The sequence below is a fragment of the Pseudomonas sp. PDM27 genome, assembly GCF_019219205.1.
In the GTDB taxonomy this organism is placed as follows: domain Bacteria; phylum Pseudomonadota; class Gammaproteobacteria; order Pseudomonadales; family Pseudomonadaceae; genus Aquipseudomonas; species Aquipseudomonas laurylsulfatiphila.
The window spans coordinates 315390-334837 of sequence record NZ_JAHUWF010000002.1; the positions used below are offsets into that span (position 1 = coordinate 315390).

18 protein-coding genes are annotated in these 19448 nt (G+C 59.8%); 5 read left to right on the forward strand and 13 right to left on the reverse strand.

The window, feature by feature from the left end:
• Window positions 1–73 precede the first annotated feature (73 nt).
• The 3 genes from glpK (at window position 74) to glpD (ending at window position 4294) form a co-directional block, all read left to right on the forward strand.
• A complete protein-coding gene (gene glpK / locus KW838_RS06830) occupies window positions 74–1579 on the forward strand; it encodes a glycerol kinase GlpK (protein ID WP_218500752.1) in 1506 nt (501 codons plus the stop codon).
• 95 nt (window positions 1580–1674) lie between these two features.
• Window positions 1675–2430 carry a DeoR/GlpR family transcriptional regulator gene (locus tag KW838_RS06835; RefSeq protein WP_007971301.1) on the forward strand — a complete coding sequence of 252 codons (756 nt, stop codon included), beginning with the start codon at window positions 1675–1677 and terminating at the stop codon, window positions 2428–2430.
• A 325-nt stretch (window positions 2431–2755) separates the two neighbouring features.
• Entirely contained in the window at window positions 2756–4294 is a 1539-nt protein-coding gene (gene glpD, locus KW838_RS06840; protein ID WP_218500753.1) for a glycerol-3-phosphate dehydrogenase, read from the forward strand.
• A gap of 67 nt (window positions 4295–4361) precedes the next feature.
• On the opposite strand, the gene KW838_RS06845 is transcribed toward glpD, so the two are convergent.
• From KW838_RS06845 to KW838_RS06855, 3 genes are all read right to left on the reverse strand, one after another.
• Window positions 4362–5468: an NADH:flavin oxidoreductase/NADH oxidase gene (locus tag KW838_RS06845; RefSeq protein WP_102698461.1), complete on the reverse strand. Its 1107-nt coding sequence runs from the start codon at window positions 5466–5468 to the stop codon at window positions 4362–4364.
• A 282-nt stretch (window positions 5469–5750) separates the two neighbouring features.
• A complete protein-coding gene (gene recJ / locus KW838_RS06850; protein WP_102698462.1) occupies window positions 5751–7460 on the reverse strand; it encodes a single-stranded-DNA-specific exonuclease RecJ in 1710 nt (569 codons plus the stop codon).
• Between the two features lie 66 nt (window positions 7461–7526).
• Window positions 7527–8069 carry a YaeQ family protein gene (locus KW838_RS06855; RefSeq protein ID WP_007971297.1) on the reverse strand — a complete coding sequence of 181 codons (543 nt, stop codon included), beginning with the start codon at window positions 8067–8069 and terminating at the stop codon, window positions 7527–7529.
• Between the two features lie 147 nt (window positions 8070–8216).
• Here KW838_RS06855 and KW838_RS06860 point away from each other — a divergent pair, with 147 nt between their 5' ends.
• Window positions 8217–9416 (forward strand): CaiB/BaiF CoA-transferase family protein, encoded by a 1200-nt coding sequence (locus tag KW838_RS06860; RefSeq protein WP_218500754.1) that lies wholly within the window; start codon window positions 8217–8219, stop codon window positions 9414–9416.
• Window positions 9370–10338, forward strand: coding sequence for a TIGR02285 family protein (locus KW838_RS06865; protein WP_218500755.1), 969 nt, complete (start codon window positions 9370–9372; stop codon window positions 10336–10338). Before KW838_RS06860 ends, KW838_RS06865 begins: the two co-directional genes overlap by 47 nt.
• Window positions 10339–10508: 170 nt before the next feature.
• Here KW838_RS06865 and KW838_RS06870 read toward each other — a convergent pair whose 3' ends face one another.
• The 10 genes from KW838_RS06870 to rpsP form a co-directional block, all read right to left on the reverse strand.
• Window positions 10509–10796 carry a DUF3509 domain-containing protein gene (locus KW838_RS06870; RefSeq protein ID WP_007971293.1) on the reverse strand — a complete coding sequence of 96 codons (288 nt, stop codon included), beginning with the start codon at window positions 10794–10796 and terminating at the stop codon, window positions 10509–10511.
• 161 nt (window positions 10797–10957) lie between these two features.
• On the reverse strand, window positions 10958–12313 hold the full coding sequence (locus KW838_RS06875) for a transporter substrate-binding domain-containing protein (RefSeq protein ID WP_218500756.1): 1356 nt from the start codon (window positions 12311–12313) through the stop codon (window positions 10958–10960).
• Window positions 12314–12432: 119 nt separating this feature from the next.
• The gene (gene thrC, locus KW838_RS06880; protein WP_218500757.1) at window positions 12433–13842 is read right to left on the reverse strand and encodes a threonine synthase; all 1410 of its coding nucleotides are present in this window, start codon (window positions 13840–13842) and stop codon (window positions 12433–12435) included.
• Between the two features lie 109 nt (window positions 13843–13951).
• On the reverse strand, window positions 13952–15256 hold the full coding sequence (locus tag KW838_RS06885; RefSeq protein ID WP_008053502.1) for a homoserine dehydrogenase: 1305 nt from the start codon (window positions 15254–15256) through the stop codon (window positions 13952–13954).
• Between the two features lie 133 nt (window positions 15257–15389).
• Window positions 15390–16121, reverse strand: a complete 732-nt coding sequence (dsbC, locus tag KW838_RS06890; protein ID WP_102698466.1) for a bifunctional protein-disulfide isomerase/oxidoreductase DsbC — start codon at window positions 16119–16121, stop codon at window positions 15390–15392.
• A 252-nt stretch (window positions 16122–16373) separates the two neighbouring features.
• Entirely contained in the window at window positions 16374–17270 is an 897-nt protein-coding gene (xerD, locus tag KW838_RS06895; RefSeq protein ID WP_102698467.1) for a site-specific tyrosine recombinase XerD, read from the reverse strand.
• 98 nt (window positions 17271–17368) lie between these two features.
• Window positions 17369–17719: a 50S ribosomal protein L19 gene (gene rplS / locus KW838_RS06900; RefSeq protein ID WP_003175895.1), complete on the reverse strand. Its 351-nt coding sequence runs from the start codon at window positions 17717–17719 to the stop codon at window positions 17369–17371.
• Window positions 17720–17764: 45 nt separating this feature from the next.
• On the reverse strand, window positions 17765–18517 hold the full coding sequence (trmD, locus tag KW838_RS06905) for a tRNA (guanosine(37)-N1)-methyltransferase TrmD (RefSeq protein WP_218500758.1): 753 nt from the start codon (window positions 18515–18517) through the stop codon (window positions 17765–17767).
• A 2-nt stretch (window positions 18518–18519) separates the two neighbouring features.
• Window positions 18520–19056 (reverse strand): ribosome maturation factor RimM, encoded by a 537-nt coding sequence (gene rimM / locus KW838_RS06910; protein WP_007972729.1) that lies wholly within the window; start codon window positions 19054–19056, stop codon window positions 18520–18522.
• A 5-nt stretch (window positions 19057–19061) separates the two neighbouring features.
• Window positions 19062–19313 (reverse strand): 30S ribosomal protein S16, encoded by a 252-nt coding sequence (gene rpsP / locus KW838_RS06915; RefSeq protein ID WP_007972721.1) that lies wholly within the window; start codon window positions 19311–19313, stop codon window positions 19062–19064.
• Between the last annotated feature and the right edge of the window lie 135 nt (window positions 19314–19448).

Below are 19448 nucleotides of genomic sequence, written 5' to 3' on the forward strand. Positions count from 1 at the left end.
ATCGTTGGCGCGTGCCCCTGCCCTTTGATCGCGCGCCAGACCTCACTCCCTTTTTTCGTCCAAGGCAATCGACATGACCGACACACAGAATAAGAACTACATCATTGCCCTCGATCAGGGTACGACCAGCTCCCGCGCGATCATTTTCGACCGTGACGCGAACGTGGTCTGCACCGCCCAACGGGAGTTCGCACAGCATTACCCGCAAGCCGGTTGGGTCGAGCATGACCCGATGGAGATCTTCGCCACCCAAAGCGCCGTGATGGTCGAGGCCCTGGCACAGGCCGGCCTGCACCACGACCAGGTAGCCGCCATCGGCATCACCAACCAGCGCGAAACCACCGTGGTGTGGGACAAGAACACCGGCCGCCCGATCTACAACGCCATCGTCTGGCAGTGCCGGCGCAGCACCGAGATCTGCCAGCAGCTCAAGCGCGATGGCCACGAGCAATACATCAGCGACACCACAGGCCTGGTCACCGACCCCTACTTCTCCGGCACCAAGCTCAAGTGGATTCTCGATAACGTCGAAGGCAGCCGCGAACGTGCGCGCAACGGCGAACTGCTGTTCGGCACCGTCGACAGCTGGCTGATCTGGAAATTTACCGGCGGCAAGGTGCACGTCACCGACTACACCAACGCCTCGCGCACCATGCTCTTCAACATCCACACCCTCGAGTGGGACGCGAAGATGCTGGAGGTGCTGGATATCCCGCGCGAAATGCTCCCGCAAGTTAAATCGTCCTCGGAAATCTACGGCCACACCAAAAGCGGCATCGCCATCGGCGGTATCGCCGGCGACCAGCAAGCCGCCCTGTTCGGCCAGATGTGCGTCGAGCCAGGCCAGGCGAAAAACACCTATGGCACTGGCTGCTTCCTGTTGATGAACACCGGCGACAAAGCGGTGAAATCCAAGCATGGCATGCTGACCACCATCGCTTGCGGCCCTCGCGGCGAAGTGGCCTACGCGCTGGAAGGTGCAGTGTTCAACGGCGGCTCCACCGTGCAGTGGCTGCGTGACGAGCTGAAAATCATCAACGACGCCCACGACACTGAATACTTCGCCAACAAGGTCAAGGACAGCAACGGCGTGTACCTGGTGCCGGCCTTCACCGGTCTTGGCGCACCGTACTGGGACCCGTATGCCCGTGGCGCATTGTTTGGCCTGACCCGCGGCGTTCGCGTGGACCACATCATTCGTGCCGCGCTGGAGTCGATTGCCTACCAGACCCGCGACGTGCTGGACGCCATGCAGCAGGACTCCGGGGAGCGCCTGAAAGCGCTGCGCGTGGACGGTGGTGCAGTGGCCAACAATTTCCTCATGCAGTTCCAGGCCGACATCCTCGGCACGCAGGTCGAGCGCCCGCAAATGCGCGAAACCACAGCACTCGGCGCCGCTTACCTGGCAGGCCTGGCCTGTGGCTTCTGGGGCAGCCTGGAAGAGTTGCGTGGCAAGGCCGTGATCGAGCGCCGTTTCGAGCCGACACTGGATGAAGCTGCGAAGGAAAAGCTCTACGCCGGGTGGAAAAAAGCGGTCAGCCGCACCCGCGATTGGGCGGTTGAAGACGAGACCGAATAAGCGAACTACAGCCCCCGTATCTGTATGTAACTGGTAGGGAGTGGATTCCTGCGGCATCATGGGCAAATTTTGCACGGCAGCCCAAAGGACGCCCCATGAATCTGCCTCCCCGTCAGCAGCAAATCCTCGAGCTGGTTCGCGAACGCGGCTACGTCAGCATCGAGGAAATGGCCACGTTGTTCGTCGTTACACCGCAGACCATCCGCCGCGACATCAATCAGCTCGCGGAAGCCAACCTGTTGCGTCGCTACCACGGTGGCGCCGCCTATGACTCCAGTGTCGAAAACACCGCCTACGCCATGCGCGCCGATCAGATGCGCGATGAAAAACAGCGTATCGGCGAAGCCATTGCCGCGCAGATTCCCGACCATGCCTCGTTGTTCATCAACATCGGCACCACCACCGAATCCATCGCCCGGGCACTGCTCAACCACAGTCACCTGAAGATCATCACCAACAACCTGCATGTGGCCTCCATGCTCAGCGCCAAGGACGACTTCGACGTGCTGCTGACCGGTGGCAACGTGCGGCGCGACGGCGGCGTGGTCGGTCAGGCCAGTGTCGACTTCATCAACCAGTTCAAGGTCGATTTCGCCTTGGTCGGCATCAGTGGTATCGATGAAGACGGCAGCCTGCTGGACTTCGATTATCAGGAAGTGCGGGTATCCCAGGCGATCATCGCCAATGCCCGACAAGTGATACTCGCAGCCGACTCCAGCAAGTTCGGGCGCAACGCCATGATTCGCCTGGGGCCGATCAGCCTGGTCGATTGCCTGGTCACCGATCAGCAGCCTTCCCCGGCGCTGGCGCAGCTGTTGAACCAGCACAAGGTTCGGTTGGAAGTCGTTTAACCTCACCGCTATATCTACGGCGCCTGCACTGCCGCCATCGCGAGCAAGCTCGCTCCCACAGTGATTGATGGCGTACACAAGTTTTGTGACCGACTCAATTCCTTGTGGGAGCGAGCTTGCTCGCGATGGCGGTCACTTAAACTCCGTCGATCTCAAGCCAGCCACATTTCAAAATGTTCGTAAATTTTCCTTTAACGGCCCTTCGATGAGTATTTTCAATCGAAGCTGACTGGCTGTGTGCCTCTTTATGGGCTAGTATTTTCGCAAATGAACATTAATGTTCGAATTCAAATACAGAACATCAAAGAATTCCGAGGCCGTGCCGATGCCCACTTCCACCTTGCCTACGCCCCCTCTCGCCGAGGTCTACGATATCGCCGTCATCGGTGGCGGGATCAATGGCGTGGGGATCGCAGCAGATGCCGCCGGTCGCGGCCTCTCGGTGTTCCTTTGTGAAAAGGATGACCTGGCCAGCCATACTTCATCGGCCAGCAGCAAGTTGATCCACGGCGGCCTGCGCTACCTCGAACATTACGAATTTCGCCTGGTGCGTGAAGCCCTGGCCGAGCGTGAAGTGCTGTTGACCAAGGCACCGCACATCGTCAAGCAAATGCGCTTCGTGTTGCCACACCGCCCGCACCTGCGCCCGGCATGGATGATCCGCGCCGGGCTGTTTCTCTATGACAACCTGGGCAAGCGTGAACAACTCCAGGGTTCGAAAAGCCTGAAATTCGGCCCCGACAGCGCACTGAAAAGCGAGATCACCAAGGGTTTCGAATACTCCGATTGCTGGGTCGACGACGCACGCCTGGTGGTGTTGAACGCCATGGCCGCCCGGGAACAAGGCGCCCACGTTCACACCCAAACCCGCTGCGTCAGCGCGCGACGCACCAAGGGCCTGTGGCACCTGCACCTGGAACGCAGCGATGGCAGCCTGTTTTCGATTCGCGCCAAGGCATTGGTCAATGCGGCCGGGCCATGGGTCGCCAGGTTCATTCGTGATGACCTGAAGATGGAATCGCCTTACGGCATCCGCCTGATCCAGGGCAGCCACCTGATCGTGCCGAAGCTGTATGAAGGCGAACACGCGCACATCCTGCAAAACGAAGATCAGCGCATCGTGTTCACCATTCCGTACCTGAACCACTTCACCCTGATTGGCACTACGGACCGCGAGTACACCGGCGATCCTGCTGCCGTTGCAATCACCGACGGTGAAACCGATTACTTGTTGAACGTGGTCAACGCCCATTTCAAAAAGCAGATCAGTCGCGACGACATCCTGCACAGCTATTCCGGTGTGCGCCCGCTGTGCAACGACGAGTCCGACAACCCGTCGGCCGTGACCCGCGATTACACCCTGGCGCTGTCGGGTAGTGGCGAAGAAGCTCCGTTGCTGTCGGTGTTCGGTGGCAAGCTCACCACTTACCGTAAGCTCGCCGAGTCGGCGCTGGCGCAACTGGCCCCGTACTTCAAGCACATCAAGCCGAGCTGGACCGCCAGCGCCACGCTGCCGGGCGGTGAAGACATGACCACCCCGCAAGCCTTGAGCTCGCGTATCCGCGACCAGTTCGACTGGGTACCGAGCGAGATCGCTCGCCGCTGGGCCACCACCTACGGCAGCCGTACCTGGCGCATGCTTGAAGGTGTACAAGACCTCAGCGACATGGGCGAGCATATCGGCGGCGGTCTCTACACCCGTGAAGTCGACTACCTGTGCAGCGAAGAATGGGCCACCAGCGCCCACGACATCCTCTGGCGTCGCAGTAAGCTTGGCTTGTTCACGACAGTTGCCGAACAGGACAAGCTCAAGGACTACCTGAACCAGGTCGAACAGAACCGCAGCAAGATCGAAGCGGCCTGATCGGTCACCGGCATAAGCAAAAGCCCCTGGATCTCGCGATTCAGGGGCTTTTTCGTATCGATGGATTTCAGTCGCGCAAATCCGATTCATGAATCGGCTGCTCACGGTGAGTCGCCCGCTGATACTGCGCCGGCCACACGGCCTTGTGCCCGCCCAGGTCATCATCAGCGTGCAGCGCCCAGTACGGATCGCGCAACAACTCACGGGCCAGGAAGATGATGTCCGCCTGGCAGGTGCGCAGGATGTGCTCGGCCTGGGCCGGCTCGGTGATCATGCCGACCGTGCCGGTGGCCATGCCCGACTCCTTGCGCACACGTTCGGCGAAGCGGGTCTGGTAACCGGGGCCTGTGGGAATTTCGGCATTCACCGCCGTACCGCCCGACGAGACGTCGATCAGGTCCACGCCCAGGGCTTTGAGGCGACGCGCCAGTTCCACGGTTTCATCGGGGTTCCAGCCGTCTTCGACCCAGTCGGTGGCCGACACCCGGACAAACACCGGCAACTCTTCAGGCCACACCGCACGTATCGCTTCGGTGACCTGCAGCACCAGCCGAATACGATTTTCGAATGAACCACCATATTGATCGCGACGCTGATTGCTCAACGGCGACAGGAACTGATGCAGCAGGTAACCATGGGCGGCGTGCACTTCGACCACCTTGAAACCGGCCGTCAGCGAGCGCTTTGCCGCATCGACAAAGGCCTGGATCACTTGGGCGATCTCTTCGTCATCGAGTTGCCTGGGTTGGGTGTGCTGTGGGTCGAACGCAATCGGTGAAGGTCCGACCGGCACCCAGCCGCCCTCGTCGGGTTTGACGCTGCCGTGCTTGCCAAGCCATGGCCGGTAAGTACTGGCCTTGCGCCCGGCATGGGCCAGTTGAATGCCGGCAACGCCACCCTGGGCGTTGATGAAACGGGTGATGCGTTGCAGGGGTTCGATCTGCTCGTCATTCCACAGACCGAGGTCCTGAGCCGTGATACGCCCGTCGGCGGTGACCGCCGTGGCTTCGGTAAACACCAGCCCGGCCCCGCCGACAGCGCGGCTGCCGAGGTGGACCAGGTGCCAGTCATTGGCCAGGCCGTCGGCACTGGAATACTGGCACATCGGCGATACCGCGATGCGGTTGGGCAGGGTCAATTGGCGAAGGGTAAAGGGTTCAAGCAGCAGACTCATGGGGCACCTCTCGAATCAGTGGGCAGGCTCCAGGTTCTGTTTGAATAGTCGACGAGTGACAGGAAAAAGGTACAACACCCGCCCCCGCGGGCAAAAAATTCGACAAGACGTCACAAGACCAAAATCAAGCAGTGATTAGAGCCTAGTCGACATCGACGGATGTCGCCCCCCCCTGTAGGAGCGAGCTTGCTCGCGATGGACGACAGGACACCGCGGGGTATCAGGTTCCCAGCGCCATCGTTCACGTCCATCGCGAGCGAGCTCGCTCCTACAGGTGTGGGTTCAACGCGGTTCGATATGGGCAATCATCAGCTGAACCGTCTCGTTGCCACGAAACTCGTTGAGGTCGAGCTTGTAGGCCAGCTCTACCCACTTGATGGTCGGATTCGGCCAGATGTCGCGGTCGATCCCGAAGGCAATGCCGTCGAGCTTCACCGAACCACATTCACTTTTGAGCACCACTTTGAGGTGCCGTTCGCCCACCACGCGCTGCTCGACCAACTGGAACACCCCATGAAACAACGGTTCCGGGAAGTGCTGCCCCCAAGGGCCGGCATGCCGCAGGGCGCGGGCCAGTTCCAGGTGAAACTCTTCCACTGCCAGGGTGCCGTCCGACAACAAGCGGCCAGTCAGGTCCTCTTCGCGCAGTTGCCGGCGCACTTCAGCGTCAAAGGCCTCGGCGAACAAGGGGAAATTCGCTTCCGGCAGCGTCAGGCCGGCCGCCATTGCGTGGCCACCATACTTGGTGATCAGATTCGGATGCTGCGCCGCCACCACACTCAAGGCGTCGCGGATGTGAAAGCCCTGGACCGAACGTCCCGAGCCCTTGAGCAGACCGTCACCGGCATCGGCAAAGGCGATGGTCGGGCGGAAATAACGCTCTTTCATCCGTGATGCGAGGATACCGATGACGCCCTGATGCCACTCGGGATCGAACAGGCACAAGCCGAACGGCATAGACTCCACCGGCAGATCCTTGAGCTGGGCCAGCGCTTCGCGCTGCATGCCCTGCTCGATGGATTTGCGATCCTGGTTCATGCCGTCCAGTTGAGCCGCCATCTCACGGGCCAGAGCTGCGTCTTCGGTCAACAGGCATTCGATGCCCAGGCTCATGTCATCCAGGCGCCCTGCGGCGTTCAGGCGGGGGCCGACGATGAAACCCAGGTCGGTGGAGGTGATGCGCGCATGGTCACGCTTGGCCACCTCGAGGATCGCCTTGATCCCCGGCCGGGCACGTCCAGCGCGAATCCGCTCGAGGCCCTGATGCACCAGAATCCGGTTGTTGGCATCCAGCGGCACCACGTCGGCCACGCTGCCCAAGGCCACCAGATCGAGCAATTCGCCGATATTCGGCTGCGGCTTGCTGGTGTACCAGCCGAGCTCGCGCAATCGCGCACGCAGGGCCATCAGCACATAGAAAATCACCCCGACACCGGCCAGGGCCTTGCTCGGGAACGCGCAACCTGGCTGGTTCGGATTGACGATGGCGTCGGCCAACGGCAGTTCGTCGCCGGGCAAGTGGTGGTCGGTGACGAGCACCTTGAGCCCGGCCTTTTTCGCCGCGGCCACGCCTTCGACGCTGGAGATGCCGTTATCCACGGTGATCAGCAAATGCGGCTGGCGCTCCAGCGCGACTGCAACGATCTCCGGGGTCAGGCCGTAGCCGTAGTCGAAACGGTTCGGCACCAGATAATCGACATGCGCCGCCCCCAGCAAACGCAGACCCAGCGTGCCCACGGTGCTGGCCGTTGCGCCGTCGGCATCGAAGTCGCCGACGATCAGAATGCGCTGGCGCTGTTCGAGCGCCGTCACCAGTAAATCCACGGCGGCATCAATGCCCTTGAGCTGCTGGAACGGAATCAGCCGCGCCAGGCTCTTGTCCAGTTCCGCCTCCGATTGCACGCCCCGCGCCGCATACAGGCGGGTCAGCAGTGGCGGAATATCACCGAGGAATGGCAGGGTGTCGGGCAGCAGGCGAGGTTCGATGCGCATGGGGTGAAAGATGCTTCTCTTCAATACGTAGGATAAAACCGGGTGACGCGCTGAAGCGGCGAAAACTCAGCCGCGCTCACCGGCCAGCCACTGCAACTGAACTTCGTGCTGACCACGGTCGTCGGTGACGAAGATCGTCCCTTCGCTGATCATCACGTCCCACTTGATGACGCGCGGCATGTCTTTGGCCAGGGTCTCCAGGACTTCCTGAGGCACGGCAGCGATATTGACGTTTTTCAGGTTTTTCACCGCAGGCACCACTTTGCCTTCCCACACGCGCAAGCTGCCGTAGGCCAGCAGGCTGGTGCGTTCAGTACGACGCGAGCACCAGGTCAGGCGCTCGGCATCCGGCTGGCCGACCTCGATCCAGTGCAGGACGCGGTCATCCAGGCTTTTTTCCCACAAGGCCGGTTCATCCACTTCCGACAGACCACGGCCGAACGACAGCTGCTCGTTGTACCAGAGGGCGTAGGCCAGCAGGCGCACGGTCATGCGCTCCTCGGTTTCCGAAGGGTGACGGGCGATGGTCTGCTTCACGCTCTCATAGACGCTGCGGTCGAGGTCGGTGAGGTTCAGTTCAAACTTGTAGGTCGTGGACGGCTGGGCCATGAACGGGCTTCTTGATACGAGGAAAGGCGGCAAGTCTAACCGATGCGACGGGCAATCCACGAATTGAAGGTGATCAACCTGAAGCGCCTGACAGTCGGCTATGTTAAAACGCTGTATTCGCCCATCCCTCGTCCAGCAGGATCCCGCATGCCGCTCACCGCCAAACCGCTTTCCGGTCTGAAAGTCATCGAACTGGGCACCTTGATTGCCGGCCCGTTTGCTTCACGCATTTGCGCTGAATTCGGTGCCGACGTGATCAAGATCGAATCCCCGGATGGTGGTGATCCATTGCGCAAATGGCGCAAGTTGTATGAAGGCACTTCGTTGTGGTGGTTCGTCCAGGCGCGCAACAAAAAGTCCCTGACCCTCAATCTCAAGCACCCCGACGGTCAGGCGATCCTGAAACAGTTGCTGGGCGAAGCCGACATTCTGATCGAGAACTTTCGTCCCGGCGTCCTGGAAAAACTCGGCCTGGGCTGGGACGTCCTGCACGCCTTGAACCCGAAACTGGTCATGGTGCGGCTGTCGGGTTTCGGCCAGACCGGCCCGATGAAAGATCAGCCCGGCTTTGGCGCGGTCGGTGAGTCCATGGGCGGCCTGCGCTACATCACCGGCTTCGAAGACCGGCCACCGGTACGCACCGGCATTTCCATCGGTGACTCGATTGCCGCGCTCTGGGGCGTGATCGGCGCGTTGATGGCCCTGCGTCATCGCGAGGTCAACGGCGGCCAGGGGCAAGTGGTGGACGTGGCGCTGTACGAAGCCATCTTCGCGATGATGGAAAGCATGGTCCCGGAATTCGACGTGTTCGGCTTCATCCGCGAACGCACGGGCAATATCATGCCGGGCATCACCCCTTCCTCGATCCACACCAGCGCCGACGGCAAGCACGTGCAGATCGGCGCCAATGGCGATGCCATTTTCAAACGCTTCATGCTGATCATTGGCCGGGAGGACCTCGCCAATGACCCGCTGCTGGCCAGCAACGATGGCCGTGATGCGCGGCGCGACGAGATCTATGGCGTCATCGATCGTTGGGTCAATTCGCAGCCGCTGGATACGGTGCTGGCGCTGCTCAATCAGGCCGACGTGCCGGCCAGCCGGATCTTCAGCGCCGAAGACATGTTCAATGACCCTCAGTACCTGGCGCGTGAAATGTTCCTGCAAGCCAAACTGCCGGACGGTAAAGACTTCAAGATGCCGGGAATCGTGCCGAAACTCTCAGAGACACCCGGTGAATGTGAATGGGTCGGGCCACAACTGGGTGAGCACAACGCACAGGTACTCCAGGAACTTGGCTATGACGCGACGCAGATCGCACAGTTGCGCAAAGACGGAGCCATCTGAACTGAGGCGCCTGCCTGCATGGGTCATTCGGTACTGCCCGTCGCGCGCTGGCTGCCTGCTTTGCGTGCTGGCGACCTTGCTGCTGTTCATTGAACCGGTCCCGTCAGCCCTGGCGCAATCCAGGGAAACCCTGATCTGGCTCAAACGCGACCTGCCGCCGCTGACGATCTTCGACGGACCGAAAAAGGGCCAGGGCGTTATCGATCAACTGCTTCCCCTGTTGATTGCCGGCATGCCGCAGTACCAGCACAGCGTGATGAGGGTCAATCGCGCGCGTGGCCTGCAAATGCTGCACGAACCGTCCCTCGTCTGCGACGCGGCGCTGAACTGGAGCAAGGAACGGGAACAGTGGATCGCCTTTTCCATCCCGGTCTTCCGTGCCATGAGCAATGGCTTGGCCGTGCGGCGCGTTGACCAGAAGGTACTGGCCCCCTTTATCAAGGATGGCGAAGTGGACCTCGCAAAGTTGCTCGCCAGCGGCAACGAAAAACTGGGGATCATCGCCGAGCGCAATTACGGCGAGTACCTCGACGGGTTGCTCAAGCAAGCACCCGCCGACGTGCTGACGTCTCATTACGGCAACGACGCCCTGGGCAGCCTCCTGCAAATGCAGCGCCTTGGGCGTTTGCGCCTGCTGTTGGGCTATCGCCCGGAAATCCGCTACCAGGCTTCGCTGCAAGGCATTGCCGAGGATGAACTGCAGTTCTATCCACTCCGTGGCACGGGCAAATACCTGTCCGGCTATATCGGTTGCACCGACACGCCAAAGGGCCGACAGGCCATTGCCGAAATCAATCAGGTGCTGCGCACCCTGCCCCGCGAGCGCCTGGACGAGGCTTATGCCGCCTGGCTGGATCCGCAAAGCCGCAGTGAATACCTGAAAGACACCAAGGCGTTTTTCGACAATCTGGCGCAGCCATGATCAATCCCGGGCAAAAAGAAACCCCGAGAAGTGGGGAAACGACTCGGGGTTAAACGTGGTCTGCTTGGAGACCAGTAGCAGCAAGCTACAAGCACCGGAGCACAATGCTTGATCCTGCTGTTACAAAGTCTGACTGACCTGGGCGCGGGAAGGTTCCCACAAAAATCCGTTCAATTGCGGCTGGCCAGAAGCTTGTCCCGGGCAGCATTACGCAATGCCGCGATGACACAAGGCTCAAGGCGTCCTTCAGCGATCAGCACGTCGCGATGCAAACCGTCGACCACATCCGTCAGCAAGCGCTTGTCATTCAACTGGGCCTGATTGAACTCGCGCTCGACCACGGTCGCGCCGATAGCATTCTTCAGGGTCACCCGGCATTCGCCACGAATGCCTGACGGGGTCAATGTGACCTGATACGGGCTCAGCGCCTCACCGAGCAACAGACTGATACTTTCCATCCCGATCACCACTCATTAGTCCGAAAACAACGTGCCTGGGGCATGCCTGCAATAGATGACCCCTTGCCCGAGAAGAAAGTTCTGGATACCGACCGCAGGCGAACCTGCCGTGCAGTCAAGAGAGCATGCACGGCGAACATGACAGGGAAAAAAACCGGCCGTCACGTTTGTCGGGTGCGCCGGGCGATGTCGGCCCAGCCTCCCAACAAACCTTTCATCTGGCCATCCGCCGTATAAAACGGCACGGTCCACTGGTAGATATCCCGGACACCCTCCTTGAACAGCAATTGACGTTCGAAGAAGCGTGTCCTGCGCGTACTCAACTGCGCCATGAACTCGGCATGCAGCAGTTCCGCGGTTTGTCTGGGCATGACATCGACCTCGATCAACTGCCGCCCCTGCATCTGGTCAAAACGTGTCGACAAGGCGTCCTCATAACTTTTGTTGCACATGATCAAACGCCCTTGCAGGTCGCGGACAAACATCGGGTCAGGCATGGCGTCCATCAGGGCATGCTGGAATGCGAGCTGATCGCGCAGGCTCCTTTGGGCCTCGACCCGCTGCCTGACGACCACCGCCAACCGCCGGTTCCAGAGCAGGGACAACAGGCCGAACAGGCTGAGCACAAACATGCCCCAGCAGACCCACTGGTCAAGCCGCTGCCATAGGCCAGGCGCCTGTGCCGTGGTAGCGCCACCGAACCACTTGCGGCGAAGGTCGCGCATCTCCTGAGCAGGAAAGGCCTCGAGCGCCTTGTTGAGGATGCTCAGCAACTGCGGCTGCCCCTTGCGCACCGCCAGATAATCCGCATCCCATTTGTACGGCACCGCAGATCCGATCTGCTGCCGGCCCGACGGAAAAAGCTGGGCGCCGATTTCGCTGTCGATGGTGGCATAGGCTTCTCCGCTTTCAACCCAGGCACGGGCTTCGGCGTGGGTCTTGACCGAACGCAATTCGATGGACGGAAAATCGCGTCGGATCATCGCTTCCAGTGCATGCCGGACCGGCAGCACCAGTACCCGCTTCGACAGTTCCTCCAGCGACTGCACCGGCGGTGCGCCGGCCAATCCGACAAAGACCCATCCTGCACCACCGTACGCATGGCTGAAATCGAGAATAGCCCGGCGTTCGTCATTCATTGACAGCGTGGTGCTCAAATCCGCCGTGCCGCTTTCCAGACGAGCCAGCATCTGATCAACGGAAAAGGACTCTTCGTAAACGAACTGCAACCCCGTCATATCACTGATGCGCTTGAGCAGGTCACTGTTCAGGCCCGTCCATTGACCCTGCTCATCCTTGAAGTGGTACAACGGGTATTCCAGTGCCGTGACCACGACCCGTGGATGGCTGGCTATCCACTGCAGCTCCTGGTCATCCAGCACGACCGCTGAACGTGCAACGGTCTTCCCACGCTCCTGAATCGCTTCAGGACTTGCCCCTCCCCATTCGGCGACGCCCACGATGCCGAAAAAAATCAGCCAGCGCGCGACTGGCTTGAACACACTTGTAAACGGCATTCCCACGTCCTTGGTGATCCACTCGCCAATCCTTTCGCGGCGAGAACACGACAAGTGTGCATGCAGAAATGAAAAAGCCCGTCAGGAGACGGGCTTCAAAATGTAACAGCGTTGACCGGTTACAGCGCCTTGCCACGGTTGCCATGCTGGCTGACAAAGGCCTGCACGGCCTTCAGGTCATTTGGCAATACGGTGCAACGTTCGTCTCGCTCAAACAAATCAGAAAGATGTACAGGCAGTTCGAGCGCTTTTCCTACACCGGCTTTTTCCACGGCGTCCGGGAATTTGACCGGGTGGGCGGTGCCCAGGATCACCATTGGAATGTCCAGGCTACGACGGCATTCGCGTGCAGCTTTCACCCCGATGGCCGTGTGCGGGTCGAGCACTTCACCGGTCTGCTCGTAGACTTCGGCGATGGTTTCGCAGGTTTGCGCGTCATCCACGGCCAACGAGTCGAACAACTTGCGGGCTTCGGTCCAGCGCTCTTGCTCGACGCTGAAACCGCCGCCCTGCTTGAACGAATCCATCAGTCCGGCGATTGCCGCGCCGTTGCGACCATGCAGGTCGAACAGCAGGCGTTCGAAGTTCGACGACACCATGATGTCCATGGACGGCGACAGCGTGGCGTGCAGGGTTTCCTTGACGTACTGGTTGCCGCTCATGAAGCGGTGCAGGATGTCGTTGCGGTTGGTAGCGACGATCAACTGGTTGATCGGCAGGCCCATGTTGCGTGCCAGGTAACCGGCGAAGATGTCGCCGAAGTTGCCGGTCGGCACCGAGAACGCCACCGAGCGCACCGGGCCGCCCAACTGCAGGGCTGCGTGGAAGTAGTAAACGATCTGGGCCATGATCCGCGCCCAGTTGATCGAGTTCACGGCGACCAGGCGAGTGCCCTTGAGGAAACCCTGGTCGGCGAAGCTGGCCTTGACCATTTCCTGGCAGTCATCGAAGTTGCCTTCGATGGCAATGTTGTGGATGTTCTCACCGAAGATGGTGGTCATCTGCCGACGTTGCACCTCGGACACGCGGTTGTGCGGGTGCAGGATGAAGATGTCGACGTTTTCGCAGTGCTTGCAGCCTTCGATGGCGGCCGAACCGGTGTCACCGGAGGTAGCGCCGACGATCACCACACGCTCGCCGCGCTTTTCCAGCACGTAGTCGAGCAGGCGACCGAGCAGTTGCAGGGCGAAGTCCTTGAACGCCAGGGTCGGGCCGTGGAACAGCTCCAGCACCCATTCGTTGCCGTTCAGCTGACGCAGCGGCGCAACGGCGCTGTGGGCGAACACGCCGTAGGTTTCTTCAAGGATTTTCTTGAAATCAGCGTCTGGAATGCTGCCGGTGACGAACGGGCGCATGACGCGAAAGGCCAGTTCGTGATACGGCAGGCCGGCCCAGGAAGCGATTTCCTCCTGGGTGAAACGTGGCAGGTTTTCCGGGACGTACAGACCGCCGTCGGTGGCAAGGCCTGCCAGCAGGACGTCTTCAAAATTCAGGGCCGGTGCCTGGCCGCGGGTACTGATGTAGCGCATAAGGGCAAACCTTCGGTTTGGGCTTCAAGCCTCAAGCTACAAGCTGCAAGTAAAAGCCTATCTGCCTTTGACTTGCCGCTTGAAGCTTGCAGCTTGCCGCTGCTTTTAATTAATTCAGGTGCTCGACACGGATCCGAACAACCGGACCGACCACACCCGCCAAGGCTTCCAAAGCAGCGATGGCATCGTTGATGTGCTGTTCCAGCACGCGGTGGGTCAGCAGGATCATCGGCACCAGGCCGTCGTGCTCCTCGGCTTCCTTCTGCATGATCGACTCGATGTTGATGCCGCGTTCCGAGAGGATGCTCGCGACCTGAGCCAATACGCCCGGATGGTCCTTGGCCTGAATGCGCAGGTAATAGGCGCTTTCACAGGCTTCGATCGGCAGGATCGGGTGAGCCGACAGCGAATCCGGCTGGAACGCCAGGTGCGGCACGCGGTTCTCCGGATCGGACGTCATGGCGCGAACCACGTCCACCAGGTCGGCGATCACCGACGAAGCGGTCGGCTCCATGCCGGCGCCAGCGCCGTAGAACAGGGTCGAACCGGCAGCATCGCCATTGACCATCACCGCGTTCATCACGCCGTTGACGTTGGCGATCAGGCGATCGGCCGGGATCAGCGTCGGGTGCACGCGCAGTTCGATACCGGCCGCGGTGCTGCGCGCCACGCCCAGGTGCTTGATGCGGTAACCCAGCGCTTCGGCGTAGTTCACGTCAGCAGTGGTCAGCTTGGTGATGCCTTCGGTGTAGGCCTTGTCGAATTGCAGCGGGATGCCGAACGCGATGGAGGCGAGGATGGTCAGCTTGTGAGCAGCGTCGATCCCCTCGACGTCGAAGGTCGGATCGGCTTCGGCGTAACCCAGAGCCTGGGCTTCGGCCAATACGTCCTCGAAGGTGCGACCCTTCTCGCGCATTTCCGTCAGGATGAAGTTGCCGGTGCCGTTGATGATGCCGGCCACCCAGTTGATGCGGTTGGCGGACAGGCCTTCGCGGATCGCCTTGATCACCGGAATGCCACCGGCCACCGCCGCTTCGAACGCAACGATCACGCCTTTCTCGCGTGCCTTGGCGAAAATTTCATTACCGTGAACAGCAATAAGCGCCTTGTTCGCGGTGACCACATGCTTGCCATTCTCGATGGCCTTGAGTACCAGCTCGCGGGCAACGGTGTAGCCGCCCATCAGCTCTATAACGATGTCGATCTCAGGGTTCGTGGCCACTTCGAAGACATCGTTGGTAATCGCAATACCGGTCGTTTGGAACTGAGGCTTTGGCGTGCGAATGGCAATTTGTGCCACTTCGATCCCACGCCCGGCACGACGAGCAATTTCCTCGGCGTTGCGCTGAAGTACGTTGAAGGTACCGCCACCGACGGTCCCTAACCCACAGATGCCTACTTTGACCGGTTTCACTGTGAACTCCCCATAAAACGGCCGACTCAAGGCCGGCCGTGAAAACAGCCGCATGCTCGCGGCTCTCTATTAATGGCCCGGCGATGTCGCTGCCGGACCATGATCGTCAATGGCTGCCCGTGACGATGCGAATTTACTTCGCGCCCAGCGCCAGTTTGGCGACTTGTGGCGCAGGCTGGTAGCCCGGAATGACCTGTCCGTCGGCCAAAACGATGGCCGGTGTGCCGTTCACGCCAATCGACTGGCCAAGAGCGAACTGCTTGGAAACCGGGTTATCGCACTTGGCGGCCTTGATTTCCTTGCCATCGACCATTTTGTCCATGGCCGCTTTCTTGTCTTTCGAGCACCACACGGCTTGCAGTTGCTCGTCACCCGGCGAGCCCAGGCCCTGGCGCGGGAACGCGACGTAACGCACTTCGATGCCGCGCTTGTTCAGTTCCGGCACTTCGGCGTGGAGCTTGTGGCAGTACGGGCAGGTGGTATCGGTGAATACGGTGATGTGCGACTTGGTTTCGCCAATGGCCGGGTACACCACGGTTTCTGCAACCGGAATATCGTTGATCAGCTTGGAAATGCCCAGGCGCTCGGTCTTCTCGGTCAGGTTGACCGGCTTGCCGTCCTTGAGATCGAACAGGTAGCCCTGAACCACGTACTGGCCGTCGGCGCTGGCGTACAGCACACGGCTGCCCTTGAGCTTGACTTCGTACAGGCCGGGCATCGGGCTGGCGGTGATGGTCTCTACCGGCACTTCGAGCTGGAGGTTTTCCAGGCTTTTACGAATGGCTTTGTCGGCCGCGTCATCGGCGACGGCAAAGGTGCTGACCAACGCAATGGCTGCGGCGGCGAAAATCTGGGTCAGACGCATGAGAACTCCTGAAGGCGAACATATGGGACGATCAGAACGCCCGTGCCGAAACACCGGGTCATAACCGCCCATCGTGCAAACCGGCCAAGCCTATCACATAAGGTTCGCATGACCGAATGCGCCTGACGCAAGACATTTTTACCTCAACGCATGAAGCTCCCTGTAGGAGCTGCCGAAGGCTGCGATCTTTTGATCTTAAAAAAACAAATCAAAAGATCGCAGCCTTCGGCAGCTCCTACAGGGGGAACACCGTCATCCGCGGGGATGATGCTTGGCGTGAAGGTCTTGCAAGCGGGCGCGGGCGACGTGTGTGTATATCTGGGTGGTCGACAGATCGCTGTGGCCAAGGAGCATCTGCACCACCCGCAAATCGGCGCCATGGTTGAGCAGATGCGTGGCGAAGGCATGGCGCAAGGTGTGCGGCGACAGCGACTTGCCAATCCCGGCGACCTTGGCCTGATGCTTGATCCGGTGCCAGAAGGTCTGGCGCGTCATCTGCTCGCCACGCTGGCTGGGAAACAGCACATCGCTGGGACGCCCGCCAAGCAGTTCGCTGCGGGCATCACGCATGTAGCGCTCGACCCAGACAATCGCCTCCTCGCCCATCGGCACCAACCGCTCCTTGCTGCCCTTGCCCATCACGCGCAGCACCCCCTGGCGCAGGTTGACCTGCTCCAGGGTCAGGCTGATCAGCTCCGTCACCCGCAGACCACAGGCATAAAGCACTTCGAGCATCGCCCGGTCACGCTGGCCGATGGCTTCGCTGAGGTCCGGTGCAGCCAACAGCGCGTCAACGTCTGCTTCCGACAAGGATTTGGGCAATGGCCTACCCAGTTGCGGCATATCGATGCGCAAGGTCGGATCGACGACGATCAGCTTTTCCCGCAAAAGATAGCGATAGAAGCCACGCACGCCAGAGAGAAACCTTGCCGTTGAACGAGGCTTATAGTTTTGCTCCAGGCGCCAGGCCAGGTGATCGAGGATCAATTCGCGTCCGGCGTTGATCGGCTCCAGGCCTTTTTCCTGCAGCCAGCCATTGAACAGAGCCAGGTCACTGCGATAGGCATCGCGGGTGTTATCGGAAAGGCCTTTCTCCAGCCAGAGGGCGTCGAGGAACTGGTCTATCAGGGGATGATCAATGGCGGGCATAAAGGCTCAGGCAAGACCGGCAACACGGTCAACGAAGATAAATCGCAGGCAACAAAAAAGCAGCCCGCAGGCTGCTTTTTTTGCATCGGAAGCTGGACTTAAGCCAGTTTTTCCTTGATGCGAGCTGCTTTACCCGACAGGTCGCGCAGGTAGTACAGCTTGGCTTTACGTACGTCACCGCGACGCTTGACAGCCATGCTGTCGATTTGCGGGGAGTAGGTCTGGAAAGTACGCTCTACGCCAACACCGTTGGAGATTTTACGAACGGTGAATGCACTGTTTACGCCGCGGTTACGCTTGGCGATAACAACACCTTCGAACGCTTGCAGACGCGAACGGTCGCCTTCCTTCACTTTCACCTGAACGACAATGGTGTCGCCCGGGGCAAAGGTAGGGATCTCTTTGGTCATCTGCTCTGCTTCGAGTGCAAGGATGATTTTGTTAGTCATGCTGTGCTCCTAAGGTAAATCGTCGGATCTACCATCGATACGTTGTTAACTATCGTCCCGCTCGCGGATGTATTCCTCGAGCAGCTTCTTCTCTTCTCCAGAAAGCGAGCGGCTTTCCAGAAGATCGGCGCGTCGTTCAAAGGTCCGACCAAGGGACTGCTGTAAACGCCAACGCCGGATGTGCGCGTGATTGCCACTTAGCAATACGTCGGGAACACGCTGATCCGCATACACCTCCGGTCGGGTGTAGTGCGGGCAATCCAGCAAACCATCCGTAAAGGAATCTTCCTCGGCGGAGTCCGCATGCCCTAAAGCTCCAGGCAGCAGTCGTGTAACCGCATCGATCAGGACCATCGCCGGCAGCTCGCCGCCAGACAGTACATAGTCGCCAATCGACCACTCTTCATCGACATGAGCATCAATAAAACGCTCGTCAATGCCTTCGTAGCGGCCGGCAATCAGGATCAATGCATCCAGATTCGCCAACTCGCATACCGCCGACTGAGTCAGCTGGCGGCCTTGGGGCGACAGGTAAATTACCTTCGCCGCCTCCCCGGCTGCTGCCTTGGCCTGAACCAGAGCATCTTCCAGGGGCTTGATCTTCATCACCATGCCCGGACCACCGCCAAACGGGCGATCGTCCACAGTGTGATGTCGATCCGTCGTGTAGTCTCGCGGATTCCAACAGGTGAGCTGCAAGAGCCCCTGTTTCACCGCACGACTGGTGATGCCGTACTCGCTGATGGCAGAGAACATCTCGGGAAACAGACTGATCACTTCTACGCGCAAGTTAGCCACGCTTAGAAATCCGCGTCCCAATCCACCTTCATCTCGCCTGCCGCCAGGTCGACAGCCAACACGCATTGCTCGGTATAGGGCAACAGGCGTTCGCGATCATCCAGGCTGCCAGCGCAAGGCTTGACCACCATGACATCGTTCGAGCCGGTCTCCAGCAGGTGATCGATCTTCCCGAACAGTTGCCCGAGGGTGTCGATGACCTTGAGACCTTCCAGCTGGTACCAGTAGTACTCGCCGTCGGTCAGTTCAGGGAACAGGTTGCGCGGCACGCAGATCTCATAACCGGCCAGAAGACGAGCTTCTTCGCGATCATCGAGACCCTTGAGCTTTGCGACCAGGAACTTGTCATTCCCGCGTCCGCTGACCAGCTCTACCTGCTTTACATTGCCGTCACGCTTGAGCGTCCAGGTTTTGTAATCCAGCAGGTTCTTAATCGGATCAGTAAAGGAGTACACCTTCACTTCGCCGCGAACGCCGTGAACAGAATAAATCTTGCCGATAACGATCAAATCATCAGCAACAGCTGGCGTCGCGTTCATATTGCTCAGGCCGCAGCCTTAGCAGATTCCTTCAACAACTGAGCAACGCGCTCAGAAGGTTGTGCACCAACGCTCAGCCAGTAGGCTACGCGCTCTTGGTTCACGGACAGACGAACTTCCTGACCACGGGCAACAGGGTTGAAGTAGCCAACCTGTTCCTTGTGCGAACCGTCGCGCGGGTTGCGGCTGTCGGTTACGGTCAAGTGGTAAAACGGGCGCTTTTTGGAGCCGCCAAGGGCAAGACGGATTGTTAGCATGTGAACATCGTTCCTGTAGTCGGTGCTGCAAATCTAAAGGCACAGCGGGCATGGGTGCCCGAAAGGCCGCATATTCTAAGGAATATCCGGACTTTTGCAAATGACTTTTTCCGGCGGTCTATCGGCCGCCATGCA